At 62.6% G+C, this 14313-nt stretch carries 17 protein-coding genes; 7 read left to right on the forward strand and 10 right to left on the reverse strand.

What is annotated here, in order from left to right; genetic code table 11:
- Positions 1–29 precede the first annotated feature (29 nt).
- From M5B99_RS16450 to M5B99_RS16470, 5 genes are all read right to left on the reverse strand, one after another.
- Entirely contained in the window at positions 30–2663 is a 2634-nt protein-coding gene (locus tag M5B99_RS16450) for an MGH1-like glycoside hydrolase domain-containing protein (RefSeq protein ID WP_248805031.1), read from the reverse strand.
- Between the two features lie 93 nt (positions 2664–2756).
- Positions 2757–3845 carry a molybdenum ABC transporter ATP-binding protein gene (gene modC, locus M5B99_RS16455; protein ID WP_248805032.1) on the reverse strand — a complete coding sequence of 363 codons (1089 nt, stop codon included), beginning with the start codon at positions 3843–3845 and terminating at the stop codon, positions 2757–2759.
- 3 nt (positions 3846–3848) lie between these two features.
- Positions 3849–4529 (reverse strand): molybdate ABC transporter permease subunit, encoded by a 681-nt coding sequence (modB, locus tag M5B99_RS16460; protein ID WP_248805033.1) that lies wholly within the window; start codon positions 4527–4529, stop codon positions 3849–3851.
- On the reverse strand, positions 4530–5297 hold the full coding sequence (gene modA / locus M5B99_RS16465) for a molybdate ABC transporter substrate-binding protein (RefSeq protein WP_248805034.1): 768 nt from the start codon (positions 5295–5297) through the stop codon (positions 4530–4532).
- A 243-nt stretch (positions 5298–5540) separates the two neighbouring features.
- A complete protein-coding gene (locus M5B99_RS16470) occupies positions 5541–6605 on the reverse strand; it encodes an NAD(P)H-dependent flavin oxidoreductase (RefSeq protein ID WP_248805035.1) in 1065 nt (354 codons plus the stop codon).
- Between the two features lie 189 nt (positions 6606–6794).
- Between M5B99_RS16470 and M5B99_RS16475 the strand changes: the two genes are divergently transcribed.
- Positions 6795–7253, forward strand: coding sequence for a GyrI-like domain-containing protein (locus M5B99_RS16475; RefSeq protein ID WP_248805036.1), 459 nt, complete (start codon positions 6795–6797; stop codon positions 7251–7253).
- Positions 7254–7296: 43 nt separating this feature from the next.
- Here the strand turns inward: M5B99_RS16475 and alkB are convergent, their stop codons facing one another.
- The 3 genes from alkB to M5B99_RS16490 are packed head-to-tail and all read right to left on the reverse strand — an operon-like array spanning position 7297 to position 8498.
- Positions 7297–7953 carry a DNA oxidative demethylase AlkB gene (gene alkB, locus M5B99_RS16480; RefSeq protein WP_248805037.1) on the reverse strand — a complete coding sequence of 219 codons (657 nt, stop codon included), beginning with the start codon at positions 7951–7953 and terminating at the stop codon, positions 7297–7299.
- A gap of 22 nt (positions 7954–7975) precedes the next feature.
- Positions 7976–8152, reverse strand: a complete 177-nt coding sequence (locus M5B99_RS16485) for a hypothetical protein (RefSeq protein WP_177098710.1) — start codon at positions 8150–8152, stop codon at positions 7976–7978.
- A 40-nt stretch (positions 8153–8192) separates the two neighbouring features.
- Positions 8193–8498, reverse strand: coding sequence for a DUF1883 domain-containing protein (locus tag M5B99_RS16490; RefSeq protein WP_100943791.1), 306 nt, complete (start codon positions 8496–8498; stop codon positions 8193–8195).
- Positions 8499–8707: 209 nt separating this feature from the next.
- Here M5B99_RS16490 and M5B99_RS16495 point away from each other — a divergent pair, with 209 nt between their 5' ends.
- Complete coding sequence (locus tag M5B99_RS16495) at positions 8708–9064, forward strand: hypothetical protein (protein ID WP_248805038.1); 357 nt, start codon at positions 8708–8710, stop codon at positions 9062–9064.
- Between the two features lie 15 nt (positions 9065–9079).
- On the opposite strand, the gene M5B99_RS16500 is transcribed toward M5B99_RS16495, so the two are convergent.
- Positions 9080–9361 carry a hypothetical protein gene (locus M5B99_RS16500; RefSeq protein ID WP_248805039.1) on the reverse strand — a complete coding sequence of 94 codons (282 nt, stop codon included), beginning with the start codon at positions 9359–9361 and terminating at the stop codon, positions 9080–9082.
- A 7-nt stretch (positions 9362–9368) separates the two neighbouring features.
- Positions 9369–9557, reverse strand: a complete 189-nt coding sequence (locus M5B99_RS16505) for a hypothetical protein (RefSeq protein ID WP_248805040.1) — start codon at positions 9555–9557, stop codon at positions 9369–9371.
- Positions 9558–9834: 277 nt separating this feature from the next.
- Between M5B99_RS16505 and galU the strand changes: the two genes are divergently transcribed.
- The 5 genes from galU to M5B99_RS16530 all read left to right on the forward strand — a co-directional run bounded on the left by galU (position 9835) and on the right by M5B99_RS16530 (position 14258).
- Complete coding sequence (gene galU, locus M5B99_RS16510; RefSeq protein WP_100943795.1) at positions 9835–10674, forward strand: UTP--glucose-1-phosphate uridylyltransferase GalU; 840 nt, start codon at positions 9835–9837, stop codon at positions 10672–10674.
- Between the two features lie 144 nt (positions 10675–10818).
- A complete protein-coding gene (gene gorA, locus M5B99_RS16515; RefSeq protein ID WP_248805041.1) occupies positions 10819–12177 on the forward strand; it encodes a glutathione-disulfide reductase in 1359 nt (452 codons plus the stop codon).
- A 3-nt stretch (positions 12178–12180) separates the two neighbouring features.
- Positions 12181–12948, forward strand: a complete 768-nt coding sequence (locus M5B99_RS16520; protein WP_248805042.1) for an AraC family transcriptional regulator — start codon at positions 12181–12183, stop codon at positions 12946–12948.
- Between the two features lie 141 nt (positions 12949–13089).
- Positions 13090–13263 (forward strand): DUF1427 family protein, encoded by a 174-nt coding sequence (locus M5B99_RS16525; protein WP_084615061.1) that lies wholly within the window; start codon positions 13090–13092, stop codon positions 13261–13263.
- A gap of 35 nt (positions 13264–13298) precedes the next feature.
- Entirely contained in the window at positions 13299–14258 is a 960-nt protein-coding gene (locus M5B99_RS16530) for a quinone oxidoreductase family protein (protein WP_248805043.1), read from the forward strand.
- Positions 14259–14313 lie beyond the last annotated feature (55 nt).

Below are 14313 nucleotides of genomic sequence, written 5' to 3' on the forward strand. Positions count from 1 at the left end.
GTGTGCTCAAGCGGACACCTGGTGGGGGATCAGCGTCGCGGTTGCAGCAGCAAGGCCACCAACGCACTCCAGCCGGTTTGATGGGAGGCGCCCAGGCCGCGTCCGCTGTCGCCATGGAAATACTCATGGAACAGCACCAGGTCGCGACTCGCCGGATCGGCCTGCAACTGTGCGTAGGCCGCCATTGTCGGACGGTATCCGTTGTCGTCGAGGAGAAACAGCGAGGTCAGGCGTTGGCCCAGGCTGTCGGCGACTTCATCCAGTGACGACAGATAGCCGGAACCGCTGGGGTACTCCACGGAAAAGTGATCGTCGTAGTAGCGGTGGAATTCGCGCAGCGACTCGATCAGCAAGTAGTTGATCGGCATCCACAACGGTCCGCGCCAGTTCGAGTTGCCGCCGTACAGGCGCGAGTCGGACTCCGCCGGTTGGTAGCGGGCGCTGAGGATCTTGCCGTCGAGCTGCATGGCCAACGGTTGCGCGGCAAACGCCTTGGACAGCGAGCGGATACCGAAGTCGGAGAGGAACTCGGCTTCATCGAGCATGCGCTTGAGCAGGTTTTTGGTGCGTTCGCCACGCAACAGGGCCAGCAGCAGGCGATTGCCGTCGCCGGGTTCGTTCCAGCGCGAGACCAGGGCCGCGAGATCCGGTCGGTGGTGCATGAAGCCCAGTAGCCGCTCACGCAGGCCGGGCAGGCCTTCATGTTCGCGCTGCTCCAGCACCAGCACGGCGAACAGTGGCATCAGTCCGACGATGGAGCGCAGGCGCACCGGTTCGCTGCGGCCATCGGGATGTTGCAGCACGTCGTAGAAGAATTCGTCCTGGCTGTCCCACAGGCCTTCGGCGCTGTCATCGACCCGGTTGATCGCCCCGGCGATATAGAGAAAGTGCTCGAAGAATTTCACCGCGATATCGACATACACCGGATTGCGTTTGGCCAGTTCCAGGGCAATGCGCATCATGTCCAGGGCATAGGCGGCGACCCAGGCGGTGCCGTCGGCCTGGTCCAGGCTGTCACCGGGCGGCAGGTCGTCGGAGCGGTTGAACAAGGCGATATTGTCCAGCCCCAGGAAGCCGCCCTGGAACAGGTTGCGCCCCTCGGCATCCTTGCGGTTGACCCACCAGGAGAAGTTCAACAACAGCTTGTGGAAGATCCGTTCGAGGAAATCCAGGTCGCCGGTCCCCATCAGCTCCTTTTCCCGCTGGTAGACCCGCCACGATGCCCAGGCATGCACTGGCGGGTTGGCGTCGTCGAAGCGCCACTCGTAGGCGGGCAACTGGCCATTAGGGTGCATGAAGCGGTCTTTGACCAAGAGCAGCAACTGGTGCTTGGCGAAGCCCGGGTCGATCAGGGCGAAGGCCACCGCCTGGAAACCCAGGTCCCAGGAGGCATACCAGGGGTACTCCCATTTGTCCGGCATGGAGACGATGTCGAAGTTCGACAGGTGCCGCCAGTGGCTGTTGCGCAGGTGCAGGCGTTCGGCCGGTGGTGGCGGCTGGGTCGGGTCGCCGTCGAGCCACTGGTTCACATCGAAGTAATAGAGCTGCTTGGACCACAGCAGGCCGGCCAGGGCCTGGCGCTGGACATTGCGCGCGTCGGTGTCCTCGAGGCCTTCTTGCAAGACGGCATAGAAGTCATCGGCTTCCTGGCGGCGCTTTGCAAACAGCTGGCGAGCGTTGATCCTTTCGGCGTCGGGGGGCGCGAAACGCAGGTAAACCGTACGGGTTTCATCCCCTTGCAGCGCCAGGGAAAAGTGCGCCGCCACCCGTGTCCCGGCATCCCGGCGAATGCTCTCGGCACCGTTCACTACATGGTCGTTGATGCCATCCTTGAACGGGCCGTCGGCTGGCGAACCGTACAGTCGCCGGGTGTTGGTTTCGTTTTCGCAGAACAGCCATTCGTGGCCGTGATCACCCCAGGCACTGGCCTGCATGGGGTCGCAGCCGGCGTGCAGGGCGCTGACCTTGTCACCTTCCAGGGTCAGGCTCGGCCGCCGGGCGTGGGCGCTCCAGCTCCAGTCATTGCGCGCCCAGAGATGCGGCAGCACGCGCAGCCGGGCGGGCAGGTGAAAGCGGTTGTGCACGCTGACCCGCATGACGATGTCGTTCGGCCCCTGCTTGGCGTACTCGACGGTGATATCGAAATAGCGGTTGTCCTCGAACACTCCGGTATCGAGGATCTCGTACTCGGCATCACCCAGGCCGCGTCGGGCATTTTCGCTGATCAGGTCGCTGTAGGGAAAGGCTGCCTGGGGGTATTTGTAGAGCATGCGCATATAGGCGTGGCTGGGCACGCCATCGACATAGAAGTACAACTCCTTGACGTCTTCGCCGTGGTTGCCTTCGGCGTTGTCCAGGCCGAACAGGCGCTCCTTGAGAATCGGGTCATGTTCGTTCCAGAGGGCCAGCCCGAGGCACCAGTGCTGGGATTTGTCGGAAAAGCCAGCGAGCCCTTCCTCGCCCCAGCGATAGGCGCGGCTGCGGGCGTGCTCATGGGGGAAATAGGCCCAGGCATCGCCGTCGGCGCTGTAGTCCTCGCGCACCGTGCCCCATTGTCGTTCGCTCAGGTAGGGGCCCCATTCACGCCAGCGGACGGCATCCTCGCCCGCCAGGCGCCGGCCTTCAAGGGTGTCGAGAAGCGTCGCTGCTGGTTTGGCCGTCATCGGGTCTTCCGTCGCTTGGGGAATGAGCAGCAGTGTAGAACGCGGCGATGGCGTTGCGGGAGTCGGATGTTGCGCGTGGCGTGTATTCAGGCGTCAGGCCAGCACCGCCACCGCCTTGATCTGCGCCCAGAGGGTCTGCCCCGGAGTCAGCTTGAGCTGGTCACGGGAGTAGCGGGTGATCCGCGCCAGCAACGGCGTGCCCGCAGCCTCCAGGCGGATCAGCACATGGGCACTGTTGTCGGCGGGGACTTCCCCGGTGATGGTCACCGGCAGCAGATTGAGGATGCTGCTGTGTTCGCCCGGTTGCCGGCTGAGGCTGACGTCGCGGGCCTGGATCTTGACGCGCAGGCGCTTGCCCGGTGCCAGTGCCGCGTGAGCGACCCGCACGTTCAGCAGGCTGTCGGGCAGTTGCAAGGTCAGCAGCTGGTACTGGCTGTCGTAGGCACTGACCGTGCCCTCGATCACCACCCCGGCGTCATCGCCCAGGGCCATGGGCAGGTCGAGCCGCGCCAGGGTTTCGCCGATGGGGCCGCTGGCCAGGGCCTTGCCCGCGCTGAGCAGGACGATATGGTCGGCCAGGCGCGCCACTTCGTCCTGGGAGTGACTGACATAGAGCACCGGGATATCCAGCTCCTCATGCAGGCGTTCGAGGTAGGGCAGGATCTCGTTCTTGCGCTGGCTGTCGAGCGCCGCCAGCGGTTCGTCCATCAGCAGCAGTCGCGGGCTGGTGAGCAACGCCCGGGCAATGCCGATACGCTGGCGCTCGCCGCCGGACAGATGCTCTGGCTGGCGTTCGAGCAGATGTCCGATGCCCAGCAAGTGGGTGGCGTGGGCCATGTCCACCCGGCGTTGTGCGCGGGGAATGCGACGCAGGCCGAATTCCAGGTTGGCGCGCACCGACAGGTGCGCAAACAGGCTGGCTTCCTGGAACACGTAGCCCAGGGCACGCTTGTGCGGCGGGACGAACAGCTTGCGCGCGCTGTCCTGCCAGACCTGGTCGTTGATCTGGATAAAGGCCTCGGAGGCTTTTTCCAAGCCGGCGATGCAGCGCAGGCAGGTGGTCTTGCCCGAGCCCGAGTGCCCATACAAGGCAGTAATGCCACGGCCGGGCAATTGCAGGTCGAGGTCCAGGACAAAGTCCGGATAACCGAGGCGCAGGCGGACCTGTATCGAAGAAGCCATGGCTCAACTCCAGCCCATTTTGGTCTTGCGGCTGGAGTACAGCGCCAGCAACACGAGAAAGGAAAACACCAGCATGGCGCCGGCCAGCCAGTGGGCCTGGAGGTATTCCATGGCCTCGACATGGTCGTAGATCTGCACCGAGACCACCCGGGTCTTTTCCGGGATATTGCCGCCGATCATCAGCACCACGCCGAACTCGCCGACGGTATGGGCAAAGCCGAGGATCGCGGCGGTGATAAAGCCTGGTCGTGCCAGGGGCAGGACCACGCTGAAGAAAGTGTCCCAGGGGTTGGCACGCAAAGTCGCCGCCACCTCCAACGGGCGAGTACCGATGGTACTGAACGCGTTTTGCAGCGGTTGCACCACAAAGGGCATCGAGTAGATCACCGAGCCGATCACCAACCCGGTGAAGCTGAAAGTGAGGGTGCCCAGTCCGATGGACTGGGTGAACTGGCCGATAAAGCCGTGGGGGCCGAAGGCGATCAGCAGGTAGAAGCCGATCACCGTCGGCGGCAGCACCAGCGGCAGTGCCACCACCGCGCCCACCGGTCCGCGCAGCCAGGAGTGGGTGCGGGCCAGCCAGAGCGCAATCGGAGTGCCGATCAGCAACAGGATGATAGTGACCAGGGACGCCAGTTTCAGGGTCAGCCAGATCGCGGCGAAATCAGCACTCGTGAGCGGCATTTAGAGTTGGTAACCGTAGGATTTGATGATAGCGGCGGCTTTCGGTCCCTTGAGGTACTCGACCAGCGCCTTGGCGGCGGCATTGTCCTTGCCCTTGGTCAGGATCACCGCGTCCTGCTTGATCGCCTCGTGCATGTCGGCTGGAACGATCCACGCCGAACCGCTGGTGACCTTGCCGTCCTTGTAGATCTGCGACAGGGCGACAAAACCCAACTCGGCATTGCCGGTGGAGATGAACTGGTAGGCCTGGGTAATGTTCTGGCCGGTGACCAGCTTGTCCTTGACCTTGTCGGTCAGGCCGAGCCTGGCCAGGACCTGGGTAGCGGCCAGGCCATAAGGCGCGGCCTTCGGGTCGGCGATGGACAGGTGCTGGTAGTGGTTGTCCTTGAGCACCTGGCCCTTGGCATCGACATAACCGTCCTTGGCCGACCACAGGGCCAGGGTGCCGGTGGCATAGGTGAAGCGCGAGCCGGCAACGATATCGCCTTCTTTTTCCAGTTTGGCGGGGGTGCTGTCATCGGCGGCCAGGAACACTTCGAACGGCGCGCCGTTCTTGATCTGGGTGTAGAACTGGCCCGTGGCGCCGTAGGCCGCGACCAGCTTGTGGCCGGTGTCTTTTTCGAAGTCGGCGGCGATGGCCTGGATCGGCGCGGTGAAGTTGGCCGCGACGGCGACCTGGACTTCGGCGGCCTGGGCCGAGCTGAAAGCGAGCACGCCGAGGAGGGCGGCCAGGCAAATCGGGGCAAAGCGTGGGGCGCGAATGGTCATGAAGCGGCTCCGTTCAAAGGAAAGGGACAGGCAAATGCGCCGCTTGTTATAGGAAGTGTGCGGCGCTGAGAGGATAAATCGCTATATAAATAAATATATAGCGATTTGATGGCCGTGGCGAGGGTCCCCCTTTCTTGAACACGCCACATCCCTTGTGGGAGCCGGCTTGCCGGCGATGGCGTCCGAATGCTCGCCGCAGCACTCAAGGGCCTCATCGCCGGCAAGCCGGCTCCTGCAAGAGGATCAGCGTCCTTTCAGGATCGCCTGGGCCTGTTCCGCCAGCTGCCGGGTCAATGCCTCGGCCGGCAACTCCACACTCAATCGCAACGCCTGGCCCGACCACAGGTTGCTGAAGTCCGCCTCGCCCTTGGCCCGCAGCGGCAGCAGCGCACCGCCGGCCAGGGGAAACGCCGGGGCCATGTCGCTGATCGGCCCCAGCTCACGCATCACCCGGTTCATGATGCCCCGTGCCGGCCGGCCGGTGAACAGGTTGGTCAGGGCCGTCTCGCTTTCCTTCGCCGTACGCAGTGCCTGATGATGGGACGCCGAGACCTTGGCCTCCGGGGTGAAGAGGTAAGCGGTCCCCAGTTGTACCGCCGAGGCCCCGAGCATAAAGGCCGCCGCAATGCCGCGACCGTCGCCGATACCGCCGGCGGCAATCACCGGCACATCCACCGCGTCGGCGATCTGAGGCACCAGGGCGATGGTGCCGACCTGGGTATTGAGGTCTTTGCTCAGGAAGATGCCGCGATGGCCGCCGGCTTCGTTGCCCATGGCGATGATCGCGTGACAGCCACGCTCTTCCAGCCAGCGCGCCTCATCTACGGTGGTCGCGCAGCCGACAATCGTCGCGCCGGTGGCTTTCACCCGGTTGAGCAGGGGCTCGGGCGGCAGGCCAAAGTGGAAACTGACGATCTCCGGACGCAGTTCTTCCACCAGCTGGCAGCTGGTTTCATCGAAGGGCGCACGACTGGACACGGGCGTCGGTGCATTGAAATCCACGCCCAGTTCACGGTAGTAGGGCGCCAGGCGTTCCTTCCAGCGTTTTTCCCGCTCCGGGTCCGCCGCCGGCGGCTGGTGGCAGAAGAAGTTGATGTTCAACGGCGCCTGGGTCGAGCTGCGAAAGAGCTGCACTTCCTGGCGAATCTGCTCCGGGGTCAGCATCGCGCAGGGCAAAGACGCGAGGCCGCCGGCCCGCGCGACGCCGATCATCATGGCGCAGGTGGTCGCTCCGGCCAGCGGGCCCTGGATGATCGGGAGTTCGATGCCGAACAGGTCAAGAATGCGGGTGTCAGGCCAGGTGCTCATGGCGACTTTTCTCCGGGGCAGATAAAAGGATAACGACGAGAACAGGGCTGGTTTGTATCAGGAATAAGGTCTGCAAGGCCAGTCGCTGTCTTATTTGAACACGCAAAAAAAGAGCTCCCCAGTGACGTCGCCGCAGAACCCACCTAAAGTTGTCGCACTTCAAAACACCCTCTCAGGAGCACCATTCAGATGGATGTGAAACGCGTGGAAGTGGCGGCTTTCCAGGTGTCCGGCCTGCAGGTCCGTACCCGCAATCAGGATGAACAGCAAGCGCAGACGGCAAGAATCGGCGGGCTGTGGGGCGGTTTTTTCTCTGACGGGCTGGCCGGGCGCATCAGTACCCGGCAGCCGGACTCGCTGGTGTACGGCGTCTACTCCGGTTACGAATCCGATGCCAGCGGCTATTTCGATGTGACGGCCGCAGTGGCGGTCAGCGCGCCCGCACCCGGTTATGAGACTCTGCAGGTGCAGGCAGGGCCCTACCTGGTCTTCGAGGGACGTGGCACCATGCCGAAAACCGTGATCGACACCTGGGGCCGAATCTGGTCCTACTTCGAGCAGCATCCCGGACAGCGCCGCTTTGCCACGGATTTCGAAGCCTATACCGGGCCTGACAGCGTGGCGGTGTATATCGGTATCGTCGATTGAAGTGACGCTTGGCGGTGGACGTCAACCGCCAAGGCACAGTCGGTTAACCGGCGCTGCGCAGGGTGAAGTTCAGGCGCTCGGCCCCCAACTGTGGGTGCTGGCCGTCCTTGATCGGCAACACGCCGTGGAAACGCAGTCGGTCGACGCCGCCCCACACCACGATATCACCGTGAAACAATGGGATGCGCTGGGTCTTGTCGCTGCGTTCGTGGCCACCAAACAGGAAAATCGCCGGCAGGCCCAGGGAGACCGAGACCACGGGCGCACTGAAATCGCGTTCGTTGCGGTCCTGGTGCAAGGACATCTTCGCCCCCGGCAGGTAGCGATTGATCAGGCAGGCATCGGGGCTGAACTGGGTAAAGCCAGCCGCCTGAGCCGCCTGCGCCGCCAGTTGCCGGAACACTGCGGGCATTTCCGGCCAGGGCCGTCCGCTTTGCGGGTCGACGCGGGTGTAGCGGTAGCCGTTGCGATCGGTGGTCCAGCCCAGTTCGCCACAACTGCTCAGGCTGGCGGACATGGTGAAACCTCCCGGGGTAATCATCTGCCGAAACGGTGCCTGTACCAGTACTTCGGCCAGGGCCGGCAACAGGCGCCCGACCCAGGGCAGCGCAAAGCCGCGCAGCACGCAGGATTGTGCTCCGATGGTTTCGAAGCGTTCGGGTTGCTGCAGGTCGGCGTCGGCAAACAGATCGAGGGTCATGGCCGGTAGTGGGGGCGAGGTCTTACAGCGCCTTGCTCGCTTTCACATCGCTGATGACATCGTCACTTTCGCCATGAATGGCTTTCAGCGCAGCCAGTGCTTGCTCGTCGCTGCCGTTTTCCAGTTGGGCGAATTCGAAGCGACGCTCACCGTTGAGCTTGTATTTGATGACGTACTTGGTGGTGGGTGTGGTGTTCACGGCGATTCCAGTAACAGAAGATGGACGGCGGTGGCGCGATTCAGCGCAGTTTCGAGCTGGAGCGACGGATGATGCGAATCGAGTGCGTCAGGTTCGGCTTGCGGGTGACGCTGATGGCGCGCTTGGTCACCACGGTATCAATGGTGATGTTCCAGAAACCGGTGCTCGGGATGGTGATCTTCGCCGGAAAGGTATCAAAGGCGCCGCCGTGATAGGTATGCCGCCCGCCATTCTTGAAGCTGCGAAAGTTGGCGTCGTTCATCAGGCGGATGTTGCACGTCTGGGAGCATTCGATCACGACGATGTCGTCTTCGTTGAGGTGCTCGCGCTGGTGGATGAATTTCAAGGGCGTCTCCAGAAGGCTTTTTCTACAAAATCAAAAAGATAGCATGTGGCGCAGGGTGTTTTTAGCGCGTCAGCGGAATTATTCGACCGACAGGGGCACCAGTCTGACGGATTGTGTAGGCTTGTCGCCATAAAAGTTGGATTAAATCCTAGGGTGTGGGAGAAAAATCGCTTGGGCGCTGTCCTACCGTCTTTATCGGAGATTTGCTTATGAAGTGGGGTGTGTGGGCATTGGTCGCTCTGGCCATGAGCGGGTGCGCAAGCGTATCGGACATCGAGCAGTCACCGCCGACAATGGCCGTGATCTCCGGCAAGAAGCCCATGGCTTATGCCCAGTGCTTCGATACGCGGCTGGCCAAGGATCGTGGACCTTCGTTGATCGAGCCTTATCACAAGGACGGGGTCAAGGTGATCGTGCGTGACCGCTTCTCCACCAGCCCGTCGGCGGTGCTGTTTATCGAAGAGCGCTCCAGCGGCAGCAGCATCAAGGTCTTCGAGAGTATGTCGAATTTTCCCTTGCGCTCCAAGGCGGTGCTCAATGCCGCGGAACACTGTATTTCAGGCTGAACACCTGGCCTCTGGCTATTTGCACACCACGGTCACCGTGCGGCTTTTGAAGTTGCCCACATCGACGCCCAGGGTCTTGTCGCTTTCCTTGGGCGACGGGGTGCCATCGGTGCCGACGATGGTGTAGCCGGTACCGGCACAGGAGGCGTCGGCCTTCTCGTAGCACTTGGCCCAGGACATCGCTTCGCCCGAACAGTCGATGGCCAGGCCCTGCTGGCCGTTGTTCAGATAGGTTTTGGACGCCGTGGCGCAGCCGCCAAGGGTCAGTAGAGCGGTCAATGCCAGGAATTTGTTCATGCCGGCTTCAATCCTTGTTGCCACGGCGCCGGGCGGCGGGGGCAGGGGTGTCTTCGAACACCGAGGCCACTTCAATGGCCAGGGCTTCGCTGGGGAACGGACCGGCAACCGCTTCGCCATCGACACCGGTCAGCCACCATTGGCCATCTTTTGCTTGATTGATCAGGTAACCGTTCACGTTCTTTGCTGCCGACATCGATCTGTCTCATGGGCTGATGAAAGGTGCTGATGATAGCTCAGATCAAGGCACAAACCGTCAATAGCGGCTAGAGTTGATGGCCGAAGCGTAAAGGTGGAGGCTTGACCGGGCCGGTAAGCGCCGGATGTAGCAAAATTTGACACAAACCCGGAACTATCTGCCGTCAGGTTTCTCTAGATTGACGTCAGTCTGCTATCAGTAGGGCATTGTAAGGTGACCGCTGCCTGATTAGACTGCGCCGAAACTTGTACACACCGCCCTTTCAAGGACTTATATGATCAAGAAATGCTTGTTCCCAGCAGCCGGTTACGGTACTCGCTTCCTCCCAGCGACTAAAGCCATGCCCAAGGAAATGCTGCCGGTGGTGAACAAGCCACTGATCCAGTACGGCGTCGAGGAAGCGCTGGATGCCGGCCTTACCGAGATCTCGATTGTGACCGGTCGCGGCAAACGCGCACTGGAAGACCACTTCGACATCAGCTACGAGTTGGAAAACCAGATCAAGGGCACCGACAAGGAAAAGTACCTGGTCGGTATCCGCAAGCTGCTGGACGAGTGCTCGTTCTCCTACACCCGTCAGACCGAAATGAAAGGCCTGGGTCACGCGATCCTGACCGGTCGGCCATTGATCGGTGACGAACCCTTCGCCGTGGTACTGGCGGACGACCTGTGCGTCAACCTCGAAGGCGACGGCGTCCTGACCCAGATGGTCAAGCTGTACAAGCAGTATCGCTGCACCATCGTTGCAATCCAGGAAGTCGATCCGCAGGAAACCAACAAGTACGGCGTGATTGCCGGCGACCTGATCGGCGACGACCTGTACCGCGTACGCAACATGGTCGAGAAGCCGAAGCCGGAAGATGCACCGTCGAACCTGGCGATCATCGGTCGTTACATCCTGACCCCGGACATCTTCGCCCTGATCGAGCAGACCGAGCCAGGCAAGGGTGGCGAGATCCAGATCACCGACGCCCTGATGAAACAGGCCCAGGACGGTTGCGTGATTGCCTATAAGTTCAAAGGCAAGCGTTTCGACTGCGGTGGTGCCGAAGGTTACATCGAAGCCACCAACTTCTGCTTTGAGCACTTCTACAAAACTGGCAAGGCTTACTGATAGGCCTGCTTTTGTAAAAAAGCGTTTCGTAGTAAAGAAAGCCACCCACCCGGGTGGCTTTTTCGTTGGTGCGCCCTCATGTATGCCTGACGCTGACCCTGAAGGCTACAGCGGGTATGCTGTGCGCCTGCCGAGGAGATTGAAATGGCCTACGATTTTGACCTGTTTGTGATTGGCGCCGGTTCCGGCGGTGTGCGTGCGGCGCGGTTTGCCGCCGGGTTTGGTGCCAAGGTGGCGGTGGTCGAAAGCCGCTACCTGGGCGGGACCTGCGTCAACGTCGGCTGCGTGCCGAAAAAGCTCCTGGTGTACGGCGCGCATTTCGCCGAGGACTTCGAGCAGGCCCAGGGCTTTGGCTGGTCGCTGGGGGAGGCGGACTTTGACTGGGCCACCCTGATCGCCAACAAGGACAAGGAAATTCACCGCCTCAATGGCATCTACCGCAGCTTGCTGGTCAACAGCGGTGTGACCCTGCTCGAAGGTCACGGCAAGCTGGTCGACCCGCATCAGGTCGAAGTCAACGGCCAACGCTACAGCGCCAGGCATATCCTCATCGCCACCGGCGGCTGGCCGCAGATTCCCGACATTCCGGGCCATGAGCACGCCATCAGTTCCAATGAGGCCTTCTTCCTCAAGGAACTGCCCAAGCGCATCCTGGTGGTCGGCGGTGGCTACATTGCCGTTGAGTTCGCCGGAATTTTCCACGGCCTGGGCGCCGATACCCAGCTGCTCTATCGTGGCGACCTGTTCCTGCGTGGTTTCGACGGTTCGGTGCGCCGTCATCTGAAGGAAGAGCTGACCAAGCGCGGATTGGGCCTGAACTTCAACGCCGATATCGAGCGGATCGACAAGCAGGCTGACGGCAGCCTCAAGGCCACCCTCAAGGATGGTCGCGAGTTGGAGGCCGATTGCATCTTCTACGCCACCGGCCGGCGGCCGATGCTGGACAACCTGGGCTTGGAAAACACCGGGGTGAAGCTGGACAAACACGGCTTTATCCAGGTCGACGAGCAATACCAGACCAGCGAACCGTCGATCCTCGCCCTGGGCGATGTCATCGGGCGTGTGCAACTGACCCCAGTGGCCCTGGCCGAAGGCATGGCGGTGGCCCGTCGCCTGTTCAAGCCCGAGCAGTATCGTCCGGTGGATTACGCGATGATTCCGACGGCGGTGTTCAGCCTGCCGAATATCGGAACCGTCGGCCTGAGCGAAGAGCAGGCACGGGAGCAGGGCCATGAGGTGCAGATCTTCGAAAGCCGCTTTCGGCCGATGAAGCTGACCCTGACCGAGTGTCAGGAGCGGACCCTGATGAAACTGGTGGTGGACGCCAAGACCGACAAGGTGCTGGGTTGCCATATGGTCGGGCCGGAGGCCGGGGAAATCGTTCAGGGGCTGGCCATTGCCTTGAAAGCCGGCGCGACCAAGCAGCATTTCGACGAAACCATCGGCGTGCACCCGACGGCGGCCGAAGAGTTCGTCACCATGCGCACGCCGGTTGCTGGCTGAGCCATGGCCCTGGCAGCGCCGCCGGACCTGAGCGACACCGACAGGCCGCTACAACCTTTGGCCCGGACTTACCCGCGGGGATTGTTCATCGAGCCCCACGCGCACGTCTGGGGCCAGTTGCTCTACGCGATGTCGGGGGTGATGTGGGTCGAGACGCCCCACGAGGCCCTGGCGGTCCCGCCGCAGCGCGCGGTATGGCTGCCGCCCGGTGTCCCCCATGGGATCCGGGTGGTCTCGGACCTGCAGATGCGCAATATCTACCTGCGCCCGGCGTTGGCCGAAACCCTCGAAGACAGCGTCCAGGTGATCGAGGTCGGCGGCCTGCTGCGCGAGTTGATCGTGCATCTGGTGGAGCAGGCCGAGGATCCCCGGGGCGACTATTACGAAGCGCTGGTCAACCTGGCCCTGCTGGAGCTCAAGCGGGCGCGGCGGGCATTTCTGAAGATTCCCCTGCCTTCGGAGAGTGATCGTCGGTTGATGAACCTGTGCCAGGCGGTCATGAGTGCACCGTCCCTGGAGATTTCTTTCGAGCAGCACGCGCAATCGGCCGGAGCCAGCGTGCGGACCCTGGCGCGCTTGTTCCAGGGCGAGTTGGGCATGGGCTTCGCCGAGTGGCGGCGCCAGGTGCAATTGGCGACCGCCGTCGCGGAGCTGATCCAGGGCGTGCCGGTCAGCCGTATCGCCCGGGAGCTGGGCTACTCGCCGAGTAGTTTCAGCGACATGTTCCGGCGTGCCCTGGGCGTGGCGCCGTCCCACTATCCGGCGAGCTAGCGGCCACCCTCCAACAATAACGCGTACGGTCTGCCGCTGTGGGAGCGAGCGCCTTGGCCGAAATACAGAAGCCTTTGACCGACGCCCCCGCTTTGCCGGTCATAGACTCTGGGCATTCTCTCATCGAGCCCGGAGTTCATCATGAGCTACCTTATCTCTCTCGCAATCGGCATCGCCGTCGGCCTGCTTTACGGCGGCCTCGACTTCCGCTCCCCGGCACCGCCCGCCGTGGCCCTGGTTGGCCTTTTGGGCATGCAACTGGGGGAAAAGGCCTGGCCCCTGGGCAAGCAGTTGGTCGCCGGCTGGCTGTCCTGAATCCCCACGTTTTTCTCTGATCGGATGCGTATTTTATGAAAGCCCTGCAATTTGCGAAAACCGGCGATCTCTCGGCCCTGCAACTGGTCGACGTGCCCACCCCGGTACCTGCTGCCGGAGAAGTCCTGGTGCAGATCATGGCGGCCGGCCTGAATCCCAGCGACGTGAAAAACGTGCTCGGTCGTTTCGCCTACACCACGCTGCCACGGATTCCCGGGCGGGACTTCGCCGGCGTAGTGATCGAAGGGCCGCAAGCGTTGCTGGGCCAGGAAGTCTGGGGCACCGGCAAGGAGCTGGGCTTTACCGGCGACGGTTCCCATGCCCAATACCTGACCCTGCCCGCCAGCGGTGTGGCGATCAAGCCGGCGCATCTGAGCTTCGCCCAGGCCGCCAGCCTCGGCGTGCCGTTCACCACCGCCTGGGACGCTCTGGAGCGCAGCCTGGTGACGGCCGATACACGCTTGCTGGTGATCGGTGCCAATGGCGCCGTCGGCAGCGCCGCGCTGGCCCTGGCGAAGATTCGCGGGGCACGGGTGTTGGGGGCGGTGCGGCGCGCGGAGCAGGTCAAGACGCTGCGGGACAAGGGTTTTGAGGCCATTCAACTGGACAAGCCGGAAGACCTGGCGGCATCGGTCAATAGTGTATTCCCGGGTGGCGCCGATGTGATCTTCGACACCACCGGCTTCTGGCTGCCAGCGGCGGTGACGGCCCTGGCGCCTTTCGGCCGGATCGCGATCATCGCCGCGCCGGTGGACGGTCATGTGCAGTTGCCGGCCCTGGCCTTGTATCGCAAGGGCGGTTCGGTGGTCGGGATCAACTCGCTGCTCTACGGCACCGAGGCCTGCGCGCGGATGCTCGATCAGTTCGGGCGCTTCTTTGACGAGGGCTTGCTGGAACTGCCGACAGGGTTGTTGGAGTCGCCACTGTCCGAGGGCCTGGCGCGTTATGCCGAGGTCAATCAGGGCGGCAGTGACAAGGTGATCCTGCTGCCTTGAGGTGAGCCAGGAACCTGCGCAAACATCGGCGGCTTGAGCTACAACTGTCTTGCTC

The sequence above is a fragment of the Pseudomonas sp. MWU13-2100 genome, from assembly GCF_023242365.1.
Taxonomy (GTDB): domain Bacteria; phylum Pseudomonadota; class Gammaproteobacteria; order Pseudomonadales; family Pseudomonadaceae; genus Aquipseudomonas.

Bases quoted from the DNA above. Each gene is read 5' to 3' on its own strand.
- M5B99_RS16450 (WP_248805031.1), bottom strand. From the start codon at position 2,663: ATGACGGCCAAACCAGCAGCGACGCTTCTCGACACCCTTGAAGGCCGG.
- modC (WP_248805032.1), bottom strand. From the start codon at position 3,845: ATGGCTTCTTCGATACAGGTCCGCCTGCGCCTCGGTTATCCGGACTTT.
- modB (WP_248805033.1), bottom strand. From the start codon at position 4,529: ATGCCGCTCACGAGTGCTGATTTCGCCGCGATCTGGCTGACCCTGAAA.
- modA (WP_248805034.1), bottom strand. From the start codon at position 5,297: ATGACCATTCGCGCCCCACGCTTTGCCCCGATTTGCCTGGCCGCCCTC.
- M5B99_RS16470 (WP_248805035.1), bottom strand. From the start codon at position 6,605: ATGAGCACCTGGCCTGACACCCGCATTCTTGACCTGTTCGGCATCGAA.
- M5B99_RS16475 (WP_248805036.1), top strand. From the start codon at position 6,795: ATGGATGTGAAACGCGTGGAAGTGGCGGCTTTCCAGGTGTCCGGCCTG.
- alkB (WP_248805037.1), bottom strand. From the start codon at position 7,953: ATGACCCTCGATCTGTTTGCCGACGCCGACCTGCAGCAACCCGAACGC.
- M5B99_RS16495 (WP_248805038.1), top strand. From the start codon at position 8,708: ATGAAGTGGGGTGTGTGGGCATTGGTCGCTCTGGCCATGAGCGGGTGC.
- M5B99_RS16500 (WP_248805039.1), bottom strand. From the start codon at position 9,361: ATGAACAAATTCCTGGCATTGACCGCTCTACTGACCCTTGGCGGCTGC.
- M5B99_RS16505 (WP_248805040.1), bottom strand. From the start codon at position 9,557: ATGTCGGCAGCAAAGAACGTGAACGGTTACCTGATCAATCAAGCAAAA.
- galU (WP_100943795.1), top strand. From the start codon at position 9,835: ATGATCAAGAAATGCTTGTTCCCAGCAGCCGGTTACGGTACTCGCTTC.
- gorA (WP_248805041.1), top strand. From the start codon at position 10,819: ATGGCCTACGATTTTGACCTGTTTGTGATTGGCGCCGGTTCCGGCGGT.
- M5B99_RS16520 (WP_248805042.1), top strand. From the start codon at position 12,181: ATGGCCCTGGCAGCGCCGCCGGACCTGAGCGACACCGACAGGCCGCTA.
- M5B99_RS16525 (WP_084615061.1), top strand. From the start codon at position 13,090: ATGAGCTACCTTATCTCTCTCGCAATCGGCATCGCCGTCGGCCTGCTT.
- M5B99_RS16530 (WP_248805043.1), top strand. From the start codon at position 13,299: ATGAAAGCCCTGCAATTTGCGAAAACCGGCGATCTCTCGGCCCTGCAA.